This window comes from Dokdonella soli, assembly GCF_039523175.1.
GTDB classification, from domain to species: domain Bacteria; phylum Pseudomonadota; class Gammaproteobacteria; order Xanthomonadales; family Rhodanobacteraceae; genus Dokdonella_A; species Dokdonella_A soli.
Genome location: NZ_BAAAEU010000003.1, coordinates 34,317 through 57,751, shown reverse-complemented (window position 1 = coordinate 57,751; position 23,435 = coordinate 34,317). Strand labels below are relative to the sequence as shown.

General features: G+C 66.2%; 19 protein-coding genes. 12 read left to right on the top strand and 7 right to left on the bottom strand.

Annotated elements, in window-relative coordinates; translation table 11 throughout:
* Nucleotides 1–133: 133 nt before the first annotated feature.
* The 5 genes from ABD002_RS03335 to ABD002_RS03315 form a co-directional block, all read right to left on the bottom strand.
* Nucleotides 134–1,687: a hypothetical protein gene (locus tag ABD002_RS03335; RefSeq protein ID WP_343787147.1), complete on the bottom strand. Its 1,554-nt coding sequence runs from the start codon at nt 1,685–1,687 to the stop codon at nt 134–136.
* 42 nt (nt 1,688–1,729) lie between these two features.
* A complete protein-coding gene (locus ABD002_RS03330; protein ID WP_343787145.1) occupies nt 1,730–3,343 on the bottom strand; it encodes a hypothetical protein in 1,614 nt (537 codons plus the stop codon).
* A gap of 597 nt (nt 3,344–3,940) precedes the next feature.
* Complete coding sequence (locus ABD002_RS03325) at nt 3,941–4,105, bottom strand: hypothetical protein (RefSeq protein WP_343787143.1); 165 nt, start codon at nt 4,103–4,105, stop codon at nt 3,941–3,943.
* A gap of 6 nt (nt 4,106–4,111) precedes the next feature.
* The gene (locus ABD002_RS03320) at nt 4,112–4,690 is read right to left on the bottom strand and encodes a hypothetical protein (RefSeq protein ID WP_343787141.1); all 579 of its coding nucleotides are present in this window, start codon (nt 4,688–4,690) and stop codon (nt 4,112–4,114) included.
* Nucleotides 4,691–4,693: 3 nt separating this feature from the next.
* A complete protein-coding gene (locus ABD002_RS03315; RefSeq protein ID WP_343787138.1) occupies nt 4,694–7,123 on the bottom strand; it encodes a choice-of-anchor Q domain-containing protein in 2,430 nt (809 codons plus the stop codon).
* Nucleotides 7,124–7,558: 435 nt separating this feature from the next.
* On the opposite strand from ABD002_RS03315, the gene ABD002_RS03310 reads away from it, so the two are divergent.
* Nucleotides 7,559–8,350 (top strand): plastocyanin/azurin family copper-binding protein, encoded by a 792-nt coding sequence (locus ABD002_RS03310; protein WP_343787136.1) that lies wholly within the window; start codon nt 7,559–7,561, stop codon nt 8,348–8,350.
* 65 nt (nt 8,351–8,415) lie between these two features.
* On the opposite strand, the gene ABD002_RS03305 is transcribed toward ABD002_RS03310, so the two are convergent.
* Complete coding sequence (locus tag ABD002_RS03305; RefSeq protein WP_343787134.1) at nt 8,416–11,982, bottom strand: hybrid sensor histidine kinase/response regulator; 3,567 nt, start codon at nt 11,980–11,982, stop codon at nt 8,416–8,418.
* A gap of 132 nt (nt 11,983–12,114) precedes the next feature.
* Between ABD002_RS03305 and ABD002_RS03300 the strand changes: the two genes are divergently transcribed.
* The 9 genes from ABD002_RS03300 (at nt 12,115) to ABD002_RS03260 (ending at nt 20,977) form a co-directional block, all read left to right on the top strand.
* On the top strand, nt 12,115–13,614 hold the full coding sequence (locus ABD002_RS03300) for a GTPase (RefSeq protein WP_343787131.1): 1,500 nt from the start codon (nt 12,115–12,117) through the stop codon (nt 13,612–13,614).
* Nucleotides 13,611–14,510 (top strand): LysR family transcriptional regulator, encoded by a 900-nt coding sequence (locus ABD002_RS03295; protein ID WP_343787129.1) that lies wholly within the window; start codon nt 13,611–13,613, stop codon nt 14,508–14,510. Before ABD002_RS03300 ends, ABD002_RS03295 begins: the two co-directional genes overlap by 4 nt.
* A gap of 114 nt (nt 14,511–14,624) precedes the next feature.
* Entirely contained in the window at nt 14,625–15,170 is a 546-nt protein-coding gene (locus tag ABD002_RS03290) for a carboxymuconolactone decarboxylase family protein (RefSeq protein ID WP_343787127.1), read from the top strand.
* 4 nt (nt 15,171–15,174) lie between these two features.
* The gene (locus ABD002_RS03285) at nt 15,175–15,651 is read left to right on the top strand and encodes a DUF302 domain-containing protein (protein WP_343787125.1); all 477 of its coding nucleotides are present in this window, start codon (nt 15,175–15,177) and stop codon (nt 15,649–15,651) included.
* Nucleotides 15,652–16,036: 385 nt separating this feature from the next.
* Nucleotides 16,037–16,621, top strand: coding sequence for a YceI family protein (locus ABD002_RS03280; protein ID WP_343787123.1), 585 nt, complete (start codon nt 16,037–16,039; stop codon nt 16,619–16,621).
* 1 nt (nt 16,622) lies between these two features.
* Nucleotides 16,623–17,198, top strand: coding sequence for a cytochrome b (locus tag ABD002_RS03275; protein WP_343787121.1), 576 nt, complete (start codon nt 16,623–16,625; stop codon nt 17,196–17,198).
* Nucleotides 17,199–17,216: 18 nt separating this feature from the next.
* Nucleotides 17,217–17,756, top strand: coding sequence for a YceI family protein (locus ABD002_RS03270; protein WP_343787119.1), 540 nt, complete (start codon nt 17,217–17,219; stop codon nt 17,754–17,756).
* A gap of 148 nt (nt 17,757–17,904) precedes the next feature.
* On the top strand, nt 17,905–19,272 hold the full coding sequence (locus ABD002_RS03265; RefSeq protein WP_343787117.1) for a DUF697 domain-containing protein: 1,368 nt from the start codon (nt 17,905–17,907) through the stop codon (nt 19,270–19,272).
* A 97-nt stretch (nt 19,273–19,369) separates the two neighbouring features.
* A complete protein-coding gene (locus tag ABD002_RS03260) occupies nt 19,370–20,977 on the top strand; it encodes an APC family permease (RefSeq protein WP_343787115.1) in 1,608 nt (535 codons plus the stop codon).
* 204 nt (nt 20,978–21,181) lie between these two features.
* On the opposite strand, the gene ABD002_RS03255 is transcribed toward ABD002_RS03260, so the two are convergent.
* Nucleotides 21,182–21,409, bottom strand: coding sequence for a glutaredoxin family protein (locus tag ABD002_RS03255; protein ID WP_343787113.1), 228 nt, complete (start codon nt 21,407–21,409; stop codon nt 21,182–21,184).
* Between the two features lie 65 nt (nt 21,410–21,474).
* Here ABD002_RS03255 and ABD002_RS03250 point away from each other — a divergent pair, with 65 nt between their 5' ends.
* Both ABD002_RS03250 and ABD002_RS03245 read left to right on the top strand, forming a co-directional pair.
* On the top strand, nt 21,475–22,857 hold the full coding sequence (locus ABD002_RS03250) for an L-serine ammonia-lyase (protein ID WP_343787111.1): 1,383 nt from the start codon (nt 21,475–21,477) through the stop codon (nt 22,855–22,857).
* A 54-nt stretch (nt 22,858–22,911) separates the two neighbouring features.
* The gene (locus ABD002_RS03245; protein WP_343787109.1) at nt 22,912–23,421 is read left to right on the top strand and encodes a class I SAM-dependent methyltransferase; all 510 of its coding nucleotides are present in this window, start codon (nt 22,912–22,914) and stop codon (nt 23,419–23,421) included.
* The last annotated feature ends 14 nt before the right edge of the window (nt 23,422–23,435 follow it).

Sequence of the window (23,435 nt, the reverse complement as noted above, 5' to 3'; positions counted from 1 at the left end):
GTATCGCAAAGAATCCCGCAGCCGAAGCCGCTGGAAGTCGAGTCAGCGAATGCGGGGGCGAATCGAGCGGCCCCGGCTTCCGGTTACAAGCGACAGCCGTCGAAGCCGTCGTCGAACACCAGATCTGCATTCGTCACGACATGAAGCCTTGGCTCGTGCCGTTGAGGCTACTGCTGCTCGCGGCAATCTGCAGACCCGTGGCAATCGTATAGAAGCGCTGGCCGCTGCTCAGCGTGCTGACACCGTTGACCAGCGGCGCACTGCCCAGATTCGTGCTGCCGCCACAGGCGGACACGGCGAAGCTGACCGTATCGCTGCTGCTGACCGTGTTGCCGTAGGCGTCCTTCTGAGTCACGGCAATCGTACCCAGGTTGTTGCCAGCCGCGACATCGAACGGTTGCGTCGTGAACACCAGCTGCGTCGCCGGACCGACGGTGACGTTGAACGATTGCTGGGCCTGCGGCGCGGGGTTGTAGGCGCCGCTGCCAGCCTGGTTCGCATCGATCACGCAGGTGCCGATGCTGGTGAACGACACCGCCGAGCCGCTCAGCGCGCACACCGAACTCGCCGAAGCATCGATCGTCAATGTCACGGGCAGACCCGAGCTTGCCGTCGCGGCCACCGTGTAGGTCGGGCCATGGGCCATCGCGTTGGCCGGCGCCGTCGTCGTGAACGTGATCGACTGGTTGCCCTTGCCGACGGCGAACGACTGCTGCGCCTGCGGCGCCGCGTTGTAGTTGGCGTTGCCGGCCTGGCTGGCGTCGATCACACAGGTGCCGGCGCCGATGAACGACACCGTCGAGCCGGCGATCGAGCACACCGAGCTGGCCGCGGCATCGATCGCGAACGTCACCGCATTGCCCGAGGCGCCGCCCGTCGCCGCCACGCTGTAGGTCGCACCACCCACCTTCGCGCCGACCGGAGCCGTCGAGGTGTAGGTGATGGCCTGGCTGGCCTTGCCGATCGTCACGTTCTGGCTTACCTGCGGCGCGGCGTTGTAGTTGCCGTTGCCGCTTTGGTTCGCCGTGATCGTGCAGCTGCCGGCCGCCACCATCGTCGCTGCCGTGCCGGACACCGTGCAGACACCCGGTGTGGTCGAGGCGAAGCTCACCGTCAGGCCGGAGCTGGCGGTCGCCGCCAGCGCGAACGTGCCGCCATTGCTGTAGGTCTGCGTCGCGATCGCCGGGAAGCTGATGGTCTGGCTGCCCTTGCCGACTGCGAACGACTGCTGCGCCTGCGGTGCAGCGTTGTAGTTCGCGCTGCTCACCTGGTTCGCGTCGATCACGCAGGTGCCGGCGGCAGTGAACGACACCGTCGATGCGCTGATCGAGCAAACCGCGCTGGCCGCGGCGTCGATCGTGAACGTCACCGCATTGCCCGAGGCGCCGCCCGTTGCTGTCACGTGGTAGGTCGCACCGCCGACTACTGCAGCGGCCGGAGCCGTCGAGGTGTAGCTGATGGTCTGGCTGCCTTTGCCGACCGCGAACGACTGCTGGACCTGTGGCGCGGCGTTGTAGCTGCCGTTGCCCGCCTGGTTCGCATCGATCACGCAGGTGCCGGCGCCGGTGAACGACACCGTCGATGCGCTGATCGAGCAGACCGCGCTGGCGCTGGCGTCGATCGTCAATGCAACCGCCAGGCCCGAGCTCGCCGTCGCCGTCACGTTGTAGGTCGCACCGCCGACCACCGCAGCTGCCGGAGCCGTCGAGGTGAACGTGATCGTTTGGTTCTATTTGGCGGCAGCGCAGCCCGGGAACTTGAACGAGCCGATGCGGGTATTCCAGCCGGCAGCGTCGACGTACTCGTTGGTGTACCAGAACGTGCAATCGTCGATCGGATCGACGGTCAGGTCACTGTAGTCGCCCCAGCGGTTGCCGTTGCCGGTCTGGCTGAAGGTGCCGTCGAACAGGTGCGCCTCACCCTGAGTGAGAACGCCCGGCGGATCGGTTGCCAGCCGTCCGGCGTAACGAATCTGCGGATTGATGCCGGCGCTCGATGCGCTGAATCCGACCGCGATATCGCCCATGGCGTCCATCGCCGCACTGCCCATCCAGCGCCAAGTGGTATCCGGCTGGTAGGTGCCTTCCTGGAATACGGTCGGCGCGCCCGTGGTCGCGTTGCGCAACTCGAACCAGCGCACGCCGGCCACGTTATTCGCGCTCACCGAATAGTTGCTTACCAGCGCCTCATGACCGCCAAAATTGCGGTAGGCGAGACGGAACATCAGGCGGTCGCCGATGCCATCCAGCCAGTCGGTGTTGGCGACGCCCAACTGCGGCACGCAGGCGCGGCTCGACGCGCAAAGCGCCGTATAGCCCGCGGCTGCAGGGCTGCCGGCCAAGGTGAAGGTCGTGTTGGCCGGTGTGACGAAATCGGCGTGGAAGCGAAAGACCTGGTAGGTCGGCGGGGCATTGCCCGGGAACTCCACGAACGGGGCCGGCGCTCCCAGCGCGGGCAGGGTCTGACCATCGAAGTCGGCGGGCAGGATCGGCGCGTCGTTGGCGCTGATGATGCCGGTGCTGACGAAGGTCGCCGGATTGCCGGCAAGCATCGCGGCGCGATCGAACGCGAACGGCTGCGGGCCGAGGTAGGCCGTGCCGGCTGCATTGAACACGTTCATGGCCATGTAGTAGCCGTCAGGCCACACGCCCAGATGCGGATAATCGAAGAAGTTCGAACCGAGGTGAAAGCCGTAGCGATGGTAGCTGCCGGTCGCATCGCTGGTGATGGAGACCGCGATGCACTCGTCGGTGATGACGGTGCCGCCCGCGAACTGGCTGATGACCCAGCGTTTGGCGAGCTTGTCGTAGAGCACGATCGGGTCGCCGGCACCGCCGGTTTCGCAGACGCCGCCAAAACCGGCCCATAGCGCCGAGATCTGGGTCGGGCCTGCCAACGAGGCTCCGGTGGCTTTGTCGAAGATCTGATAGGCCGTGTTGACCATCTGCACATACTGCGTTTCACCGACCGCGCCATCCGTATCGGGCGGGGCACATGCGCCGCAGCCCGCAGCAACGTTGATACCGTCGAACGTCGCGATCGGGGCCGGCATCCGCAAGGTCGGCGCGAAAAGACGGCGCTGGATTACCGTGTCCTCGCTGTCGACATGGTGATTCGGAATCCTCGGATTCTCGGCGGCCTCGCGCCCGGCAGCCTTCTTGCCACTCCATGCCGGCAGGTAGTACAGCGGCAGCGAAGTGTCGTTCTGGTAGGAGGCGCCTGTCTGGACAGCGCCGCCGCCTTGTTTCTGCGCCGGCCCCTGAGCCAGGGCTGCGCCGGCCGACAAGCCGCATAGCACCACGCAAACCGTCCCCCACAGGGACGGATGTTTGAGACCTACCATTAGCTTTCCCTCTCCGAATCTGGTGGAACAAACTCTGGACGCGATTGCGCCGGGAGTTGGTAACGTGGTCACACGATGTCGCTTGCCGGCCATTGCGAGACGCCCGGCCAGTTCCGCCAGCGACTTTCCGAATCGACTCGTCTTTCCCCATCAGCCACTCCACCCAGACCGCGCCGAGCGAGAATCCCGGTCCCCCGCGCACCTGAGCCGTCACCGCCCTCCGTCCGGTGACGGGTCGACTATACGTCCATGGAATGATCGCGAGCAACGTCATGCTCGTGCCAACAGCCATGCGCAGGAGATGCGCCATCACCAGCCCTAACGCGACGGACCCACTGCAGATCCTTGCACGCTCGCGATGACGCGCGGAATGACGCGCGGCTCAGGTTTCACCGGATCCGGAACCCACTGGAGCGAGTACTGCGCTGATCGCGTGGCGGAGCAAGGTGCTCGTGACCGGCTTGCGCGGCATCGCATCCATGCCGGCCGTGCGGATCTGCGCTTCCTCGTCGCCGACCAAGCCTGCAGTGACGGCGATAAGCGGCGCGTTCGCGTAGCTATCGTTGCGCAGCGCGCGCGCTTCGCGCTGCGCAGCACCTATTCGATGTCGAACGACTGCAATTCCACGGGCACCGTTCCGCTGGGGCCAAACCGGATGTCGTCGAACAGATAGTCCGCGCTGCCGCCGGCAGCGGCCTGGACGTAGACGGAAACGCTGACGCTGACGGTGCCGACCGGCAGCGCGATCGCGAGTGAAGACAACTCCTCTCACGTCTGCGCAGCGCCATTGAAAAAGCCGGGGAACCCCGGAACCGCGCCGGTGGCAATGGAACCGACCAGGGGGCTGCCGGCGCAATTGGAGCCATCCCAGGCAATGATGTTCGTATCCGCTTCGGTCAATGGAGGGATGGACGTCACGATATGGCGACGGACGATCAGGTCGACGTTCTTCGGGGTTATCGCGATGCATTGCTGCGCATGAGCGATGCCCCCGTTGGTGGACGTCAGCCGGATCGATCCAATCGTGGGCGAGCCGGACGTGCCGGCAAATGTCACGCTGCCGGTTCCCGTCGTGGTGACCGTCCACCCCGAGAGATCGGTCGTGAAGTCCGGATTTGCGAGCAGGTTTGCGGCGTTCGTCGAGAGTCCATGCGCAGCCAGCACCGCTCCAAACACGATTCGATTCAGCGTGGACATTTTGCATTGCTCCTGGGTTGCGTCATGCGTTTTCGAACAGATGACGATCGAAGTTGCGAGAACCGAACATGACGGCGGGAATGTGCGGTTCGAGTCATGGGCAGCCGGCGTTGATTGGCAAGCGGGCCGCCGGCTCTCGATCGGAAGCAACGATCACTGGCACGCATCGACACCCCCGAAACCATCGACAAAGATCCCGTCGATCTGGTCCGGCACGGCATTGCCGATTTCCGACGTGTTGCCCGACAGCGGCGTCGTAGCGGCGCTCAGCCAACCGCCGACTTGCACCTGCGGCACTCTCAGCAGAAAGCTGCAATGTCCATTCGCATCGGTGACCAGCCCCTTCGCACCTGAAAAAAGACCCGCGCCGCCGCGTCCGGACGAGCCCAGCGGCGCGTTGTTCAGGTGATAGAAGTCGATGCGGTAGAACGTGTTCGGCGCGGCATCGAGCGTGCCGGCGACGAGCTGGTTGTTCGGCATCGCAAAGCTGCTGCGCAGCACCGGGTAGTTCTGCGGATTCAGCGGCGTGTTCGCGTCGGGGCCGACACCGCCCAGATCGATGGCGAGGCCGTTGTCCGCGGTGGGCCCGCCGTTGCCGATCAGATCGTTGCCCAGCACGTAGTTGCCGTTGCCCGCGCTCGCCGTGAGCCATACGCCGGGTCCGACGCTCAGGCGGATGATGTTGCCGAAGCTGGTGGTGAGGAACGACGCGTTGCCGATGACGTTGTCGTGCGCACCGTTCGAGACCACGACGCCGGCGCCGGAACTGGGCATGCTGCCGTAGAAGTCCCATCCGATTTCGTTCTGCTGCACCTGGTTGCCCGCGGAGGCGGAGCCATACAGGACGATGGCGCCGCTCGTGGCGAATGTGCTGTAGCCGATGTAGTTGCCGCGCAGCGTGTTGTTCGGCGAATTGGACACGAAGACGCCGTAGCCGTTGCCTTCCGGCGTCACGCCATCCGGTGCCACGCCGATGAGGTTGTTCTGCACGAGGTTGTTGCCCGCGGCGTTGGCGAGATAGATGCCGCCGGATAGACCGTTGTCGAACACGTTTTCGAACGCCGCATCCGCGCCACCGATCTGGGCGCCGCCGGAGTTCCCCAAAACCTCAACGCCGACCCGATTGGCGACCTGGGAGGGACCACCGAACGCGTTGCCGCCGATATTGTGGCCGCTGCCGCCTTCGAGCTTGATCGCGGCCTGACTGCCGAAACCCGCGAAGAGCATGCCGAACGCGGCCAATTGACTGCCGCTGGCGGTTGTCGGCGTGTGCAGTGCGTAGTTCAGGTTCGCCCCGTTGCTGATCTCCACGCAGAGCGTTCCATTGAATGCGCCGATCGCATTGTTGGCGACCCAGCCCGGATGTGTGCGCGCATCGATGAATACCGGCGCGGCGATGTCGGGCAGCAGGCTGCCGAGCGTGATCGTGTAGGGGCATCCGGCCGCCGTGCCGAGATTGAAGACGATCGTCGACAGCGTCGTCGGATTGGCGTTCGCGTTGGCGATCGCCCAGCGCAGCGAACCCACGCTGCCGTCGTCGCGCGTATTCGTCACGATGTACTGGTTGGGAACGAAGTTTGATTCGTAGGCACCGATGTCGATTCGACCGCCGATGACGCGCAGATTGCCGTCCAAGTCGGTCTCGCTGGGCGGGTAGCTCAGGTTCGGATCGCCGGTGTTGATCGCCGGCGATGACTGCGCAAGGTGATAGTCATTGGGGCCGGCGAACAGCGTGTAGTTCGATGGCGGCGGCCCCAGGTTGGAGAATCCGTTGAAGCCTGAGCCGCTGGAAAAGAACGAGAACGATACGTTCGGCACGTTGCTGACATCGCCAACGGAGAAATCGCTGCCCCCGTTGCTGAAGGAAATCGTGTTGTAGACGTTGAGCTGGCCGCCGTTGTACGTGTTCATCTGCAGGCCGCCGGCGGCGTTGCCGGCGATCGTGCAGTTGCGGACCGTCGCGTTGCCGTTCTCCGCACCGACGCGCATCGCCGGAAGGGTTGCATTGACCGGTTGGTTGTAGACGAGGCAGTCCTGCACCGCGATGTTCGGACTGCCGTTGTTGTTGAACACCTGGATCGAGTCGTCGTGATTGGCGATGAACCGGGTCATCGCCACGTCCGACACCACCGTATAGATATAGACGCCGTGGACCGGCACGCCTCCGAGCTGGGTCGTACCGCCGTAGAAATTGCTGAAGGTCAGCCCGTCGATCGTTGCCGGGGCGTTGGGTTCCAGCGCAAAGGCGCCACCCCCGCCGCCGTCGAGGACGGACACGTTCGTCTTGATGTTGCGCTGCGCGTCGTCGCAGCTGGTGTTCGCCTTGTAGCCCCCGAGCAGCACCAGGCTGGCCGCGTTGTTGTTCAGCTGCGTCATCGAAACGACGATCGGAAACGTTCCCGCGACGACCTTGATGTTGATCTGCTCCCCAACCCCGTTGAGCCAGACCTGGAGCGCGCTGAACAGGCTCGTCGGCGTATGGCCGGGATCGATACAGAACGTCTGGTCAGCAAGCGCTTCCCTGCCGGTGAAAAGGCTGCCCATCAACAGGCCCAACGACATCAACCATCCATGCAGTTTCATCGGTTCTCACTCGCCGCCATGACACGATCGTCAAAGGTGTAACGACGCGCGTAGAGGATTCCGAACATCGGGGCATCGGTGAACATCCGGGCAGCCGTCATTGCCGCGGCGCATTTTTCGACAGCGAAGCGGACCCGGCGGGGCCTGAAGGCAGCGCACAGAACGGCCGTTGAGCGACGGCGATCAACGGCAGGTTCGCGTGATCATACTGTCGATGCCACCACGCAACCTTTTTGCGCGCTCCTGTTACATACGATCAGCTCCGTGGGCCGATTGCAGGCGTGAGGATGTGGCGAAGGGAAGCACACATCCCCACACCCAGGCGCACTTCATTGGCATCTCGCGCTCCTTGTGGCCCGGATGGCAAGGATGTCGATCCACTTCAAGCGCTCCCTCCCCGTCCATCGTTTCAACTCGCATAGTGGAGAAATATTGATGCGCACCATCAGCTGTCCGCCCCTGCTGTTCGCCGCGAGCGCGTTCTTCTTCGCGGCGCCCGCGCTGGCCGCGAACCACATCGTCAACGTCGGTGGTTCCGGACTCGTATTCAGTCCGTCAAGGCTCACCATCACGGCAGGAGACACCGTGACGTTCACCAACGCCGGTGGCTTCCACAACGTCGCTTCGGCGCCGGGCGCGGTGACATCCTTCCGCTGTGCGAGCGGCTGTGACGGCGATGGTGTCGGTGGCAACGGTGCTGCCACCAGCACGGGCTGGTCAGCGGTCGTAGCGTTCCCGAAAGCCGGAACCGTTCCGTACTACTGCGAAGTCCACGGTGCTCCCGGGCAGGGCATGAGCGGCACCCTCACGGTGCAGGCCGCGCCGGCGGGCAACGTAGCCATCACGGCTGGCTTCACGGGCACCTGGGCCGATGCCTCGCAGAGCGGACAAGCGGGTTTCGGGCTTGAAGTGCTGCCCGGAAACAAGCTGGTAGCGGAGTGGTACACCTTCGGACCGCAGGGCGGTCAGTCGTGGATCGGTGGTGTCGGCGATATCAATGGCACTCAGGCCGTGATCACCGGTTTCCAGATCCTCGGACCGGGCGGCATGTTCCCGCCGAACTTCAACAAGGCGCAGGTGCAAACCCAGCCTTGGGGCACCATGACGTTCACCTTTACCGATTGCAACAATGGAACGGTCAGCTGGGCGCCAACGGCCGCCGGTTACACCGCCGGATCATTGCCGATAACCAGGGTGACCGAACCCGCTGGACTTACCTGTCCGTAACTCAGGTGATTGCATAGGGCTCGGTGGTCGCGCGATGACGTGATCCACCGAGCCCGCGGGGATCCTCACGCATCGGCTTTTCGACCTGCCAGCGTCGCTGCCATCGCATCGGCGAGCAGCGGCGTCGTCAGCGGCTTGCGCAGCAACGCATCCATGCCCGCCTCCCGGATCTGCGCCTCCTCGTCGCCGACCGAGCGCGCGGTGACCGCGATCAGCGGCAGCGTCTCGTGGCCGCCGCTGCGCAGCATGCGCGCCAGCGTCAGGCCGTCGATGCCGGGCAGGTCGAGATCGATCAGCGCGAGGCCGTAGCGCATGACCTTCAATTCGGTCAGCGCCGCGAGTCCGTTCGACACATGCGTCGCGCGGTGGCCCAGGTGCGCGAGCAGTCCGACGATCACTTCGGCGACGGTCACGTCGTCCTCGACCAGCAGCACGTCGAGCGGCGCGCTCACGTCCGGCGCACGCGCGGTCGCGACCGCCGCATCGTGCGCAGCCTGCTTTGCTTCGTAGATCGGCAGGTCGACATCGAACACGCTGCCCTCGCCGGGCGTGCTCGACACCGTGATCGTGCCGCCCATCAGCAGAGTCAGTTCGCGGCAGATCGCGAGGCCGAGGCCGCTGCCGCCATGCCGGCGCGTCACGCCTTCGGCTTGCTCGAAGCGATTGAACAGGCGCGCGCAGACCTCGGCGCTCATGCCCGGCCCGGTGTCCGCGACGTGGAAGCGCAAATGGCCGGGGCCGACGCGCGAGAGTGCCAAGGTGACGCCGCCGCGTTCGGTGAATTTCAGTGCGTTGTTGACCAGGTTCAGCAGGATCTGCTTGATGCGCAGCGCGTCGCCCCAGATCAGCGCGGGCACGCCTTCGGCAACCTTCAGCGTGATCGACAAACCCTTGCGCTGCGCCAGCGGCTGCTGCAACTCGGCCACCTCGCGCGCGATGGCAGCAGGATCGAGCTGCTGGTCATCGAGCGCGAACTTGCCGGCATCGATGCGCGCGATGTCGAGGCTGTCGTTGACCAGGCGCAGCAGCAACTGGCCGGACTGGTGGATCGCGGTTGCGTAGTTGCGCTGGCGAGCGTCGAGGTCGGTGCCCAGCAACAGTTCGCTCATGCCGAGCACGCCGGTCATCGGCGTGCGGATCTCGTGGCCCATCGTGGCGAGGAACGCGGATTTCGCCTCGACCACCTGCTCGCTGCTGCGCCGGCGCTCGTCGGCCAGCGCGAATGCATGCCGGCGCCGCAGGCGCGTGCGGTACGCGTGCAGCACCGCGGCCAATGCGAGCAACGCGAGCAACGCATACGCTGCATACGCGAGGGGCGATGCCCACGGCGCGCGCGCGACATGGATCGATAACGGCCGCGCGAGATCGGCCCAGGCGCCGTCGGCATTCGCGGCACGCACACGCAGCGTGTAATGGCCGGGCGGCAGTTGCGAATAAACGCGCTCGCCGCGCTCGGCGTCGACCCAGGTGCGGTCGAAACCTTCGAGCTGGAAGCGGTAGCGGTTCGCGGCCGGATTCGCGTATGACAACGCACGCGCCTCGACGCGCAGATCGAGGTCGTCGTGTTCCAGTTCGATCGGCGCAGCGCTGTCGAGCGCCAGCGTCGCGTTGCCGCGGCGCACGCTGAGCGCGGTGATGCGCACCGGTGGCGCCGGCACGTCGAGCTGCAACGCTGCAGGATCGAACGCGACCGCGCCGCCGAGCGTGCCGGCATACAGCGTTCCGTCCCTTGCCGCAGCGAGCGCACCGGCCAGGAACTCCTGGCTCGGCAGGCCATCGCGCGCATCGAAGCGCCGTATCGCGTTCGAACGCGGGTCGACGCGCCAGAGGCCGCGCGGCGAGGTGACCCAGACGATGCCGTCCGCGGAGACCGTCATCGCACGCGCATTGAAGGTCGGCCAGCCGTCCGCAGCATCGAGGTGCTGGTCGAGCAGCATCACGCCGCCGCCGACGCGATAGCGCTCCAGCGCACCGAGCCGGTGCACCCACAGCGAGCCGTCCGGCGCGAACGCAAGCGCGTGCACCGCGTCGCGCGGACCGGTGCTGACCTCGGCGAAACGATCCTTCTCGTCGTCGTAGTACTCGACGCCGCTCGCGGTCGCCAGCCAGGGCAAACCCTTGGCGTCGAGCGCCAGCGCCGTGATGTCGGCGTCGCCCAATGTCTTCTCGGCCGGCAGGTAGCGGCGCACGACGCGCGGCGGCTCGCCGGCGATGCGCACGACGCCGCCGCCGTGCGCGCTCGCCCAGAGGCTGCCATCCGGCGCACGCGCGAGGTTGTCGACGAAGCCCGGCGGCAGCGCATCGACGCGGGTGAGGTCGACCGGAAATTCGCTCACCGTGAGCGTGCGCGTCGAATACAGGCGCAGACCGGACTGGGTGCCGACCCAGAGGCGCTCGGTGCCGTCGGGCAGCACGGCGGTCAGCAGCGATCCGCCAACACGCAAACGCTCGCCCCAGCGCTCGATCCGCCCGTTGATGCGGTCGATGCGATCGAGGCCATTGTTGCCGCCGGCCACCCAGATCGCGCCCGCGGCATCGACGCCGAGCGCCTTCACGCGTGAGCGGGTCAGGCTGGCCGGATCGCCGGGCATGTGCCGGAATGCGGCGAAGTTGCGCCAATGCGGCGGCAGGCGCGCGACCCCGCCGTCGAACAACGCGAACCAGACGCCGCCTTCGCTGTCGCGACGAACGTCCATCGTGCGCGTGCCCGGATACCCGCCGGGCGTGGCCTCCTCGCCGCTGTAGCGCTGCAGTCCCTGTGCATCGAGGCGCGCGAGCCCGGCCAGCGTACCGATCCACAAGCCGTCCGCGTCGGTGCGCGCCAATGCGGCCACGCGCAGCGGCGGCGTCGCGTTCGCGAGCTCGCCCTGGTAATGCAGATCCGCGCCGACGCGGAACAAACCCTTGTAGGTGCCGACCAGCATGCTGCCATCGGCTTCCTGCAGGAACGACATCACGACGGACGCACCCGGACGCTCCGTGAGTGGGGGCAGCTCGACATGCACGATGCGGCCATCGGCCTCGCGCACGTCGAGGCCTTCGTCGGTGCCGATCCAGAGGCGATTGCGCGAATCGGCCTGCAGCGCGTACACCGTGCTCGAGCGCAGACTGGCCGGATCCTCGGCATCATGGTCGATGCGCAGGAAACTGTCGTCGTGCTGCAACCGGTTGAGTCCGCCGAGGTAGGTGCCAACCCAGATCGCACCGGAAGCATCCTCGGCGAGCGAAAAAATCGTGTCGGCGCCGAGCGTGCCGAGCTGGTTCGGCGCATGCATCCAGTGCCGGAAGCTCTTGCCGTCGGCTTCCAGCCGGTTCAGCCCGGTTCCCTCGCCGCCGCACCACAGGTGGCCGGAACGGTCGACCAGCAGGGCCGAGACATCGTTCGACGGCAGCGATGCAGGATCCGCCGGATCGTGGCGGAACACACGGAAGCCGACGCCGTCGTAGCGCGCGAGACCGTCCTGCGTACCGATCCAGAGGAAGCCGTCGTGGTCCTGCACGGTCTTGTAGGTGACGTTGGATGGCAGCCCGTCATCGACCGTCAGCGGCACGAACTGCGGCGGCGCCGGCGGCGGACCCGCGAACGCGACAGCAGCCAGTGCGAGCAAAGGCAAGGTCAATAATCGGCGCATGCAGGCATCTCCCCGCGCAGATACTGCCACGCATGCGTCTGCGGTTCGATACCTGGGCTTGACGGCGCAAGTACTCATTGCAGCGGGACCGTCCGCAGGCGAGTCGATGCCGGATACCCTTAGAATCGTGCAATGTCGCGACCTCGCCTGCCGCTGCGCCTGATCTTCCTCGCCGCCCTCGCGATCGGCGCGGCGCTGCTGCTCGGCCTTGTCGTCGCAACCTTGAACAGCCTGTTCGAGTTCTACCAGCGCCTCGCCGCGATGCCGATCTGGCTGCGCGCGCCGCTGCTGGTCGCCGGCGCGTTCGTGCTCGGCGCCCTGGGCTGGCTGCTCTGGCGTCTCGCGCGGCCGGCGAAGAAATCCTCGCTCGCCGCAGTGATTCCGGTATCGCGCAACGAGATCGACGCGCGCATCGATGCCCTGCGCGAGCGGCATGCGGAAACCGTAGCGCTCGAAGCGGAGCTGGTCGAACTCGATCGCCGCCGCGCCAGCGGTGAGGTCTATATCGCACTGTTCGGCGAGATCTCGACCGGCAAATCGAGCCTGATCCGTGCGCTTGCGCCACAGGCCGCGCCCGAGGTCGACGTGCGCGGCGGCACCACGCGTCACGTCGAACATCATCGCGGCGCACTGCCGGATGGTCGTGCGTTGATCCTCGCCGACGTGCCGGGAACCGGCGAGGTCGACGGAGCGATCCACGAACAACTCGCGCGCGACGAGGCGCTGCGTGCACATGCCGTCGTCTACCTGGCCGCGTCCGACCTGACCCGCGCGCAGGACACCGAACTCGGCTGGCTGGCCGGTTTCGGCAAGCCGCTCGTGCTCGCGCTGAACAAGGCCGATCTCTACGACGAGGCCGAACGCGCTGCGCTGCTGCAACGCTTCGGACAGCGCTACGCGAAGCGCGCGCGCACGATCGTAGCGATCAGCGCCGGTGGCAGTGAACGTTATGAGCGCACGCTCGGCGATGGCCGACGCGAACGCGTGGAGCGCGAGCGCGCACCGGAGATCGCGCCCCTGCTCGATGCGCTCGAAGCGCTGACCGCGACGGGCGCGGCCGGACTCGAACCCGCACGCGAAGCGGCCGTGCTCGCCGAAGTCGGCCGGCGCGGGGACGAACTCGCGCGTGCGACCGCGTCGCGCGAATCAGCCGAAACCGTCGCCAAGTACACGCGCCGCGCGATCGTCGGCGCGATGGCCGCGGTCGCACCGGGCAGCGACATCCTGATCCAGGGCGCGCTCGCCACCGCGCTGGTGCGCGAACTCGCGCGCATCCACGGCGTGCCGGTGCGCGAGCTCGATGTCGACGCGCTGCTGTCGCGGGTCGGCCTGACAGTGCGCAACACGACCGCGATCGTGCTCGCAATTGCCGGCAATGCACTGAAGGCGTTTCCCGGACTCGGCACGCTCGGCGGCGGCGTGCTGCACGCGATCGCGTACGGACTGGTGTTCGACAGCCTCGGCCATGCGCTGGCGGATACGCTCGCAGAACGCTCGACGCTCGATGCAGCCGACGTGGAGACCCGCGTGCGCGCGCTGCTCGCCGAACCCGCACGCGAGCGCGTCGAACGCGTCACACGGATCGCGTTCGATGCACTGCGCGACAGCGGCGCGCAGGATCGCCCGCGATGATCGACTGGGAGGATCTGCGTTACTTTCTCGCCATCGCCCGCGCCGGCAACCTCTCCGCTGCGGCGCGCGTGATCGGCACGACCCAGCCGACGATGGGACGCCGCATCGAAGCGTTCGAGCACCGCCTGGGCACGCGGCTGTTTCTGCGCACGCCGGACGGATTCGTGCCGACCGCCAGCGGGCGCGCGCTGCTCGCGCATGCGGCGCGCATGGAGGATGAAGCGCTCGCCGCAGAACGCGTGGCGAGTGCGCGCGACAACGGCTTGTCGGGCACGCTCCGCATCACCGCGCCGGAATGGCTGGCCGCACGCGTGCTCGCACCGCTGCTCGGCCCCTTCTGCACGCTGCACCCCGCGCTCACGATTGCGCTGATCGGCGAATCGCGCCGGTTCGACCTCTCACGCGGCGAGGCCGACATCGCGCTGCGGCTGGCTCGCTTCGAGCAGCAGGAACTGGCGCAGCGGCGGGTTGCGGACTTCGCGTTCGGTCTCTACGCAGCGCCGGCCTATCTGGAGCGCAACGGCGCACCTGATTTCGATGCAGCCTGTGCCGGCCACACGCTGGTGACGACGACCGAGGATCTGGCCGACGTCGCCGATGCGATCTGGTTGCGACAGCATGCTGCGCGCGCGCATATCGCGTTCCGCAGCAACAGCCGCGAAGCACAGGCCGCGGCGGCCATTGCCGGTGCCGGCCTCGCTTGCCTGGCACGTGTGCACGGCGACGCGCTTGCCGGCCTGCGTTTCGTCCCGGTGCCCGTCGAGGTACCGGCGCGTCCGCTCTGGCTGGGTCTGCATGCCGATGCGCGCGACACGCCGCGCGTTCGGGCTGCGGTGGACTTCCTCGCCGGCAAGCTGCACCGGATCGCGCATGCACCGGACGCCGTGGCCGGCTGAACGGGTATGCGGCAGCGTTTGGCCACCATGCATCGGCGGGCAATACCGAAATGCGCGCGCGTTCCCTACCTTTGTTGCACGTCGCGATGGGCGACCTGAAGCAAAGGAAGAACCATGTCACGCATGCCGCTGGTCACACCCGACGCCGCTCAAGGCGAAGCCGCCAAGCTGCTCGAACGCACGCAACAGCAACTCGGACGCATCCCGAACCTGTATGCCGCCATGGCGAACGCGCCGGCCGCGCTCGCCGGCTACCTGGATTTCCGCGCAGCGCTGGTCCGCGGCACGTTGTCGACACGCCTGCGCGAACAGCTCGCGCTGGTCGTCGCCGAAGCGAACGGCTGCGAGTACTGCGTGTCCGCGCACTCGTTCCGCGGCAGCAAGCTCGGCCTTTCGGAGCCCGAACTCGTAGCGACGCGCAACGCGCAGTCGGCGGATCCGGCGACCGCCGCCGCGTTACGCTTCGCCGTCGAGGTGGTCGCGACCCACGGCCGGGTCAGTGACGCCGCCCTGGCGGCGGTACGCGCTGCCAGCCATGACGACAAAGCGATCGGCGAGATCGTCGCGCACGTCGCGCTGAACACCTTTTCCAACTATTTCAACCACGTCGCCACGCCGGAACTCGATTTCCCGCGCGTCGCGGTAGGCCATGAGGAATGAAACGATGAACACGCAGCGACCGAGCCTCGAGACCCTCGAGGCATCCACGCGCCCAAGCGCGACGATTCGCTACGCCACGCCGAGTACCCAGCCCGGCTTCCAACGTGAAGCCGTTTCGGCGCTGTCGTTCGATGACACGCTCGCGCAGCTCAAGCAACGCCTCGCTGCAGAAGATCTGTGGCTGATCCACGAGATCGACCCGCAGAAGCTGCTGCAACGCGCTGGTCATGAGATGGGTCCGGCACGCCAACTGCTGTTCTTCCATCCGCGCTACATGCTGCGCCTGCTCGCCACGGATCCTGCCGCGTTGATCGAGGCGCCGCTGAAATTGGCGCTGCTGGAATCACCCGATGGGACGGTGCGCCTGCGCTGGTTCGATCCGCTCGCAAGCCTCGATCGTTACGGCCACCCGGACCTGCGCACGCTGGCACGCGAGTTCCACACACTCTACGCGCGGCTGCTCGACGGCATCGCGGCCTGATCCATACGAAGCGGTCGTGCGAACGACGACGCGCACGATCGCTCCTGTCGCCCGATGGGTGATGCCAGCGCACCACAGCGTTCACGCTGCGACGCTGGCGTGACCGGGCGGTTTTTGCCAAGCTGGCGGAATGCACAACACGCCGTCAGCGCCGCTTTCCAGCCCTCTCCCCCAACGGCTGTTTCGTTGGGGGAGAGGGTTGGGTGAGGGGGCGACGGCTCGGCTCTCCTCGAACCGCTGCAGTCCTGAGCAGACGAGCCTTGCACTTCGCATCGCGTACCGGGCAGGCACCCAGGTTTCGCTTCGTTGCAACCCCGCCCCCTCGCCCCAGCCCTCTCCCCCTAGCTTCGCTTGGGAGAGAGGAAGTTTCGGCGTCGCAAGCGTCGTGGCGCTGTCGCTGTTGTTTCCAACACCCGCGCGCGCGGTGCCGGAAACGTATCGTTTCGACCCGGTCCATTCGCAAGTCTGGTTCAGCGTCGGGCATCAACGCTTCTCGCATCCGCAAGGTCGCCTGCGCATCAAGGAAGGCTGGTTCCAGTTCGACGACAAGGACTGGAGCGCCAGCCGCGTCGACGTCGCGATCGACCTCGCTTCGGCCGACATGGGTGACGCGAAATGGAACGACACCGTCAGATCCGGCCAGTTCCTCGACGTCGGTCGCTGGCCGACCGCGCATTTCGTCAGTCGCAGCGTCGAGAAGCGGGACGCGACGCATGGCATGATCCACGGGGATCTCAATTTCCATGGCGAGACGAAGCCGATCGACGTCGCGTTCACGCTGAACCGCATCGGCAACGATCCTTACGCGTTCAAGCAGAAGGCTGGCTTTTCCGCCAGCGCTACCCTGCATCGTTTCGAGTTCGGCATGAAGCGCTATGCCGACGTCGTCAGCGAGGCGGTCGAGCTGCGCCTCGAGATCGAGGGTATCCGCGACGGTGATGCAGCGAAATCCAAACAAGGGGATAACTGAGATGACACTCAAAGGCAGCACAGCGCATTGGGGCAGTGTGGCCAAGCTCTTTCACTGGACGATCGTGCTGCTGATCCTCGCGCAGGGCGTGATCGGCCTCATCATGGTCGAGCTGCCCAAGAAGCCGAACATCATCCCGATCTACACGTTCCACAAATCGCTCGGACTCACCGTCCTGCTGCTCGCGATCCTGCGCCTGATCTGGCGGCTTTTCGACGTGCGCCCGGCCGAACCGGCGACGATGTCGCACGCACAGGTCATGGCTGCGCGCGTCGGCCATGCCCTGCTCTACGTGCTGCTGTTCGCGGTGCCGCTATCCGGCTGGCTGTTCGATTCGGCAAGCAGCCTGCGTCCTCTGTACTGGTGGGGCATCGTGCAGATGCCGAGCCTGACCGGAGGTCCCGACGACCAGCTCAAGGAAATCGGGCACGAGACTCACGAATGGCTGTTCTGGCTGCTCATCCTGGTGGCCGCAGGCCACGCCACAGCCGCGCTCGTTCATCATTTCTACCATCGCGACGATGTGTTGCGCCGGATGCTTCCGGGCCGGCGCACGGCATCCGGTCCGACCCCCTGACTCCGAGGAGATTGCATCATGGTGCGCACGCTGATCCTTGCTTCCCTGCTGTTGCCGGCCGCCGCGTTCGCGCGTGACTGGCACGTGGACGCCGCGAAAAGTTCGCTGACCTTCAAGGGCAGTTATCAGGGCGAATCCTTCGACGGCATGTTCAAGAAGTTCGACGCGACGATCGTGTACGACGCAGCCGATCTCGCCAAGGCGAAGTTCGACGTGAACGTCGATACCGCCAGCTCGGACACTGCCAGCAGCGAGCGCGACGACGCGCTGAAGGGCAGCGACTTCTTTGCTACCGGCAAGTTCCCGAAGGCGCACTTCGTCACGGAGTCGTTCACGAAGGCCGCCGACGGCAGCGAGGCCAAAGGCACTCTGACGATCCGCGATCAGACCAAGCCCGTCACGCTCAAGGTGAAGTTCGCTGAAAACGGGAACACGGCGACGCTGGATGTCGACACCACGCTGAAACGCGCCGACTTCGGCCTTGGCAACGGCAGCGACTGGTCCGACATCGGCGCCGACGTGTCGGTGCACGGACATCTCGTGCTGAGCGCCAAGTAACGAGAGCGTTGTAGGAGCGGCTTCAGCCGCGATGCTCTTCAAGCCCTCCCCTTCAAGGGAAGGGTTGGGTGGGAATGGTGTGCTCTGGTCGTGACACCGATCGCGGCTGAAGCCGCTCCTACGGATTCTTGCGCGCGCGAGCTATCGAATGAACGGTCCCGTTTCACTGTGGCAACGCTTGCGCGCCGGGTTCCTGCGAGCGGGCGATCGGCCTGTCGCCGCTGCACCTCGTGGCGACACGCACAGTGCGCAAGCCACCGAAAGCCTGCGTGCACTGCTCGACGATCCGGATATCCCGACCGCGATCCGCAGCAGCCTTGCCGTGGACTTCGCGCGCCTCGAGGCGATGCTCGGCAAGCTCGAGCGCGGCGAGCTGCACATCGCGGTGTTCGGCAGGGTCAGCGTCGGCAAGTCCGCGCTGGCCAATGCGTTGCTCGGCGAGGACGCGTTCACGGTCGGCGTGTTGCACGGCACGACACGCGAAGCCGCCCGGCGCAGCTGGCAAGAAGTCGCCGGCAATGGCGTTCATCTGATCGACACGCCGGGCATCGACGAACTCGATGGCGAGGCGCGCGAGAAACTCGCGTTCGACGTTGCGGGTGTCAGTGATCTCGTGGTTTTCGTCGTCGACGGCGACATGACCCAGCGCGAGCGGGATGCCTTGCAACTGCTCGCGCGCACGGAGCGCCCGCTGCTGCTTGCACTGAACAAGGCCGATCGGTACGGCGAGGACGAACGCAAGCACTTGCTCGAACGCCTGCGTGAACACGCGACGGGCCTCGTGCGCGCCGACGATGTCGTCGCGATCGCCGCGCAGCCGGCGCCGCTGAAGCGGCTGCGCGTCGATGCAGACGGCATCGAGCATGCCGAACTGGTCGAACAGATGCCCGATCTCGACGCATTACGCGACCGGCTCACCGCGATCGTCGAACGCGAGGGCCGCACCTTGGCCGCGCTGAACGCGAGCCTGTTCGCCGGCCGCGTCTCGGACCAGGTCGGTACGCGCATCGCCGAGGCGCGCCGTGAACTCGCGGACAAGGTGATCCGCCAATACTGCATAGCCAAGAGCCTCGCGGTCGCGCTGAATCCGATCCCGGTCGCCGACCTGCTCGCGGCCGGTGCGCTCGACGCGGCGCTGGTCATGCACCTGGGCCGCGTCTACGGCCTGCCGCTGACGAAGGGCGAGGCCGGCTCGCTGATCGCGGTGATCTCGGCGCAACTGGCCGCGCTGATGGGCGCGATCTGGGGCGTACACCTGGTCGCCTCGGCGCTGAAAGGCCTCAGTGCCGGTCTATCGACGGTCGTCACCGCCGGGGCGCAAGGCGCGCTGGCCTGGTATGCGACTGAACTGGTCGGCCGCGCGGCCGAGAAGTACCTGATCGCCGGCAAGTCCTGGGGCGAGAAAGGACCCAAGCGCGTCGTGACCGAGATCGTCGAAAGCCTCGACCGCGACTCGATCCTGCGCGAGGCGCGCGAGGAGATTCTGAAGCGCCTGCGCGACCGCAAGGCGGATTGATCCAACCCCGGCGCCCGACTCTGCCCGCTGACATTCGCCGCCCGAACTGCGACCATCGCGGTTTCGCGCCGCGTTTGCGGTGAAATCTGGAGTTCGCATGTCCGAGCACTACGCCATCCACCGCGATGTCGGCCCCTGGGCCCTGATGCTGACCGGCCTCGGCTCGATCATCGGTTCGGGCTGGCTGTTCGGCGCCTGGCGTGCGGCGGGACTTGCCGGTCCGGGCGCGGTCTGGGCCTGGGTGATCGGCGCGGCGATCATCATGACGATCGCGCTGACTTATGCCGAGCTCGGCGCGATGTTCCCGGAATCCGGCGGCATGGTGCGCTATGGCCACTACTCGCACGGTTCGCTGGTCGGTTTCATCGCGGCGTGGGCGAACTGGATCGCGATCGTCTCGGTGATCCCGGTCGAGGCCGAAGCCTCGGTGCAGTACATGGCCTCGTGGCCGTGGCAGTGGGCGCAGGACCTGTTCGTGCACATGCCCGATGGGCACGGTGAGCTGACGCCGCCGGGCCTCGCGATCGCCGCGGTGCTGGTGATCGTCTACTTCCTGCTGAACTTCTGGAGCGTGAAGCTGTTCGCGCGCTCGAACACCGCGATCACCTGGTTCAAGCTCGTGGTGCCGGCGGCGACCGGCCTGGCGCTCATCGCGAGCGGCTTCCACAGCGGCAATTTCGCGGTCGGCGTGCATGGCGACACGCATGCGATCGACTTCGCCGCGGTGCTGACGGCGGTCGCGACCGCCGGCATCGTGTTCAGCTTCAATGGTTTCCAGAGCCCGGTGAACCTCGCCGGCGAGGCGCACAATCCGGGCACGAGCATTCCGTTCGCAGTGATCGGTTCGATCGTGCTGGCGACGATCGTCTACATCATCCTGCAGGTTGCCTACATCGGCGCGGTGCCGCCGGAGATGCTGGCGAAAGCGGGTTGGCACGGCATCGACTTCCGCTCGCCGTTCGCCGAGCTCGCGATCATCGTCAACCTGCATTGGCTGGCGATGTTGCTCTACCTGGATGCGTTCATCAGTCCGAGCGGCACCGGCATCACCTACACCGCAACCACCGCGCGCATGATCTATGGCATGGAACGCAACGGTACGCTGCCGAAGCTGTTCGGCCGCCTGCATCCGCGCTTCGGTATTCCGCGGCCGGCGATGTGGCTGAACCTCGCAGTGTCGTTCCTGTTCCTGTTCTTCTTCCGCGGCTGGGGCACGCTTGCCGCGGTGATCTCGGTCGCGACGATCATTTCCTACCTCACCGGTCCGGTCGCGGTGATGACGCTGCGCCGCACCGCGCCGGACCTGCATCGCCCGTTCCGCCTGTCCGGCCTTTCGATCCTCGCTGCGGTCGCCTTCGTGTTCTCGACCGAGTTGCTGTACTGGGCGAAGTGGCCGCTGACCGGCGAGATCATCCTGCTGATGGCGGTCGCGCTGCCGGTGTATTTCTACTATCAGGCGCGCGCCGGATGGCACGACTTCGGCCGCCAGCTGCGCGGTGCGTGGTGGTTGATCGTCTATCTGCCGGTGGTCGCCGCGCTGTCCTGGGCCGGCAGCGCGAAGTTCGGCGGCCGCGACTACCTGACCTGGGGCTGGGATCTCGCCGCGGTCGCGGTGATCGGGCTGGCGTTCTACGTATGGGGCGTGAAGTCGGGCTGGCGCACGCCGTCGGTCGAGGCCGCGCATGGAGAAATTCCACCAGTATGAACCGGGGGCGCCGAACGCTGAGCTGTTGATCTCGCAGGGACGAACACGGTCGTGATCACGACAAGCAAGCTGGCAAGCGTCGCCCTACACGGGTTTCCGATGTTGTAGGAGCGGCTTCAGCCGCGATGCTCTTGACGAAAGGCATCGCGGCTGAAGCCGCTCCTGCGAAAGATCGCCCCTTGCCCCGATTCCCTGCGTGCCGATTCAACCACGCAGAAACGCATGCAGCGCGGCGGGTTCGAACGGCCAATCGAGTTCGCGATCGGCCTCCTGATCCCGCAGCACCGGCACGCGCGTGCCGTAGCGCGCCTCAAGCGCCGCATCGTCATCGATCCATACGCTGTCGAAATCCGGCGCGCGCGCGGCGGCCAGCAGCGCGAGCGCGTGGTCGCACAGCGGGCAATCGTCGCGTTGGAACAGGATCAGGCGCATCGTTCCTGCAGGTAGGCGTGATTCGAACGCGTAGAATAGCGGCAACTCCACCTCCAATCACCGCCATGGCCGTCAGCGTCTTCGACCTCTTCAAGATCGGCATCGGACCCTCGTCCTCGCACACGGTCGGGCCGATGCGCGCAGCGGCACGCTTCGTCTCGCGCTGGCTCGAAGAACCCGGCGTGCTCGGCCGCGTCGCGCGAGTGCGCTGCGAACTGTTCGGCTCGCTCGCGCTGACCGGCCGCGGCCATGGCACCGACAAGGCCGTGCTGTGCGGGTTCGAGGGTGCGATGCCGGACACGATCGATCCGGATTCGATCCCGGCAACGCTGAAGCGCATTCGCAACGAGAAGAAGATCCGCCTGCTCGGCAAGCACGAGATCGCGTTCGACGAGAAGGCCGATCTGGTCTTCAACAAGCGTACGAAGCTGCCGTATCACTCGAACGGCATGCGCTTCAGCGCATATGCCGCGGACGACACCGAACTCGCGACGCGCGACTATTACTCGGTCGGCGGCGGCTTCGTCGTGAACCAGGACGAGGCGGCCGAGGACCGCATCGTCGCCGACACCACGCCGCTGCCCTACCCGTTCCACAGTGGCGACGAACTGCTCGCGCTCTGCGAAAAGAGCGGCAAGACGATCGCGCAGATCATGCTCGAGAACGAAAAATCCTGGCGAGGTGAAACCGAGATCCGCGCGCGCCTGCTCGACATCTGGCGCGCGATGCAGAGCTGCGTCGCGCGTGGCACGCGCGAGAGCGGCACGTTACCCGGCGGCCTGCACGTGCAGCGCCGCGCGCCGGCGATGTTCACGGACCTGCGCGATCGCCCGGAAGCGGCCCTGCGCGATCCGCTGACGATCCTCGACTGGGTCAATCTCTACGCGCTCGCAGTCAACGAGGAGAACGCGGCCGGTGGCCGCGTCGTCACCGCGCCGACCAATGGCGCGGCCGGCATCGTACCGGCGGTGCTGCACTACTACGAGCGGTTCTGCCCGAAGGCGAACGAAGACGGCATCATCGATTTCCTGCTGACCGCGGGCGCGATCGGCATCCTCTACAAGGAGAACGCGTCGATCTCCGGCGCCGAGGTCGGCTGCCAGGGTGAGGTCGGCGTGGCCTGCTCGATGGCTGCCGGCGGCCTCGCCGCTGCGCTCGGCGGCAGCATCTATCAGATAGAGAACGCGGCCGAGATCGGCATGGAGCACAACCTCGGCCTCACCTGCGACCCGATCGGCGGCCTCGTGCAAATCCCGTGCATCGAACGCAACGCGATGGGTTCGGTCAAGGCGATCAACGCGCAACGCATGGCGATGAAGAGCGACGGCAAGCACCGTGTCTCGCTCGACAAGGTGATCAAGACGATGCGCGAAACCGGCCGCGACATGAAGGACAAGTACAAGGAAACCTCACGCGGCGGCCTCGCGGTCAACGTGATCGAGTGCTGAATCCCGCACGGCTCAACGCTCCCGCCGAATGCGCGGGAATGGAATGTCTACTTCATGAAGATCGATCTCGGCTGCGGCGCGCATAAACGCGAGGGTTTCATCGGCGTCGACATCTCACCCGAATGCGGCGCCGATGTCGTGCACGACCTGCGCACGACGCCCTGGCCCTTCGCTGATTCAAGCGTCGACGAAGCGTACTGCTCGCATTTCTTCGAGCACCTGACCGGCGCCCAGCGCGTCGATTTCATGGCCGAGCTGTACCGCGTGCTGAAACCCGGCGCGCTCGCGACGATGATCACCCCCTACTGGAGCAGCATGGGCGCGATGCAGGATCCGACCCATCAATGGCCGCCGGTCGGAGAAGGCAGCTACTACTATTTCAACAAGGCCTGGCGCGATCAGTACGGCCTCAGCCACTACGGCATTCACTGCGATTTCGACCTGGAATTCTCGTTCCGCCTCGATCCGGCGCTGGCACAACGCCCGCCGCAGGAGCAGCAGTTCGCGGCACGTTTCTATGTCAATGCGGTGCAGGAGATGACCGCGGTGCTGAAGCGGCAGTGAGCCGGGGCTGAGCG

Coding starts and splice junctions, on each gene's coding strand:
- ABD002_RS03260 (WP_343787115.1), top strand. CDS start 19,370: ATGTCCGAGCACTACGCCATCCACCGCGATGTCGGCCCCTGGGCCCTG.
- ABD002_RS03270 (WP_343787119.1), top strand. CDS start 17,217: ATGGTGCGCACGCTGATCCTTGCTTCCCTGCTGTTGCCGGCCGCCGCG.
- ABD002_RS03315 (WP_343787138.1), bottom strand. CDS start 7,123: ATGAAACTGCATGGATGGTTGATGTCGTTGGGCCTGTTGATGGGCAGC.
- ABD002_RS03250 (WP_343787111.1), top strand. CDS start 21,475: ATGGCCGTCAGCGTCTTCGACCTCTTCAAGATCGGCATCGGACCCTCG.
- ABD002_RS03305 (WP_343787134.1), bottom strand. CDS start 11,982: ATGCGCCGATTATTGACCTTGCCTTTGCTCGCACTGGCTGCTGTCGCG.
- ABD002_RS03290 (WP_343787127.1), top strand. CDS start 14,625: ATGTCACGCATGCCGCTGGTCACACCCGACGCCGCTCAAGGCGAAGCC.
- ABD002_RS03300 (WP_343787131.1), top strand. CDS start 12,115: ATGTCGCGACCTCGCCTGCCGCTGCGCCTGATCTTCCTCGCCGCCCTC.
- ABD002_RS03245 (WP_343787109.1), top strand. CDS start 22,912: ATGAAGATCGATCTCGGCTGCGGCGCGCATAAACGCGAGGGTTTCATC.
- ABD002_RS03285 (WP_343787125.1), top strand. CDS start 15,175: ATGAACACGCAGCGACCGAGCCTCGAGACCCTCGAGGCATCCACGCGC.
- ABD002_RS03275 (WP_343787121.1), top strand. CDS start 16,623: ATGACACTCAAAGGCAGCACAGCGCATTGGGGCAGTGTGGCCAAGCTC.
- ABD002_RS03330 (WP_343787145.1), bottom strand. CDS start 3,343: ATGGTAGGTCTCAAACATCCGTCCCTGTGGGGGACGGTTTGCGTGGTG.
- ABD002_RS03310 (WP_343787136.1), top strand. CDS start 7,559: ATGCGCACCATCAGCTGTCCGCCCCTGCTGTTCGCCGCGAGCGCGTTC.
- ABD002_RS03265 (WP_343787117.1), top strand. CDS start 17,905: ATGAACGGTCCCGTTTCACTGTGGCAACGCTTGCGCGCCGGGTTCCTG.
- ABD002_RS03295 (WP_343787129.1), top strand. CDS start 13,611: ATGATCGACTGGGAGGATCTGCGTTACTTTCTCGCCATCGCCCGCGCC.
- ABD002_RS03255 (WP_343787113.1), bottom strand. CDS start 21,409: ATGCGCCTGATCCTGTTCCAACGCGACGATTGCCCGCTGTGCGACCAC.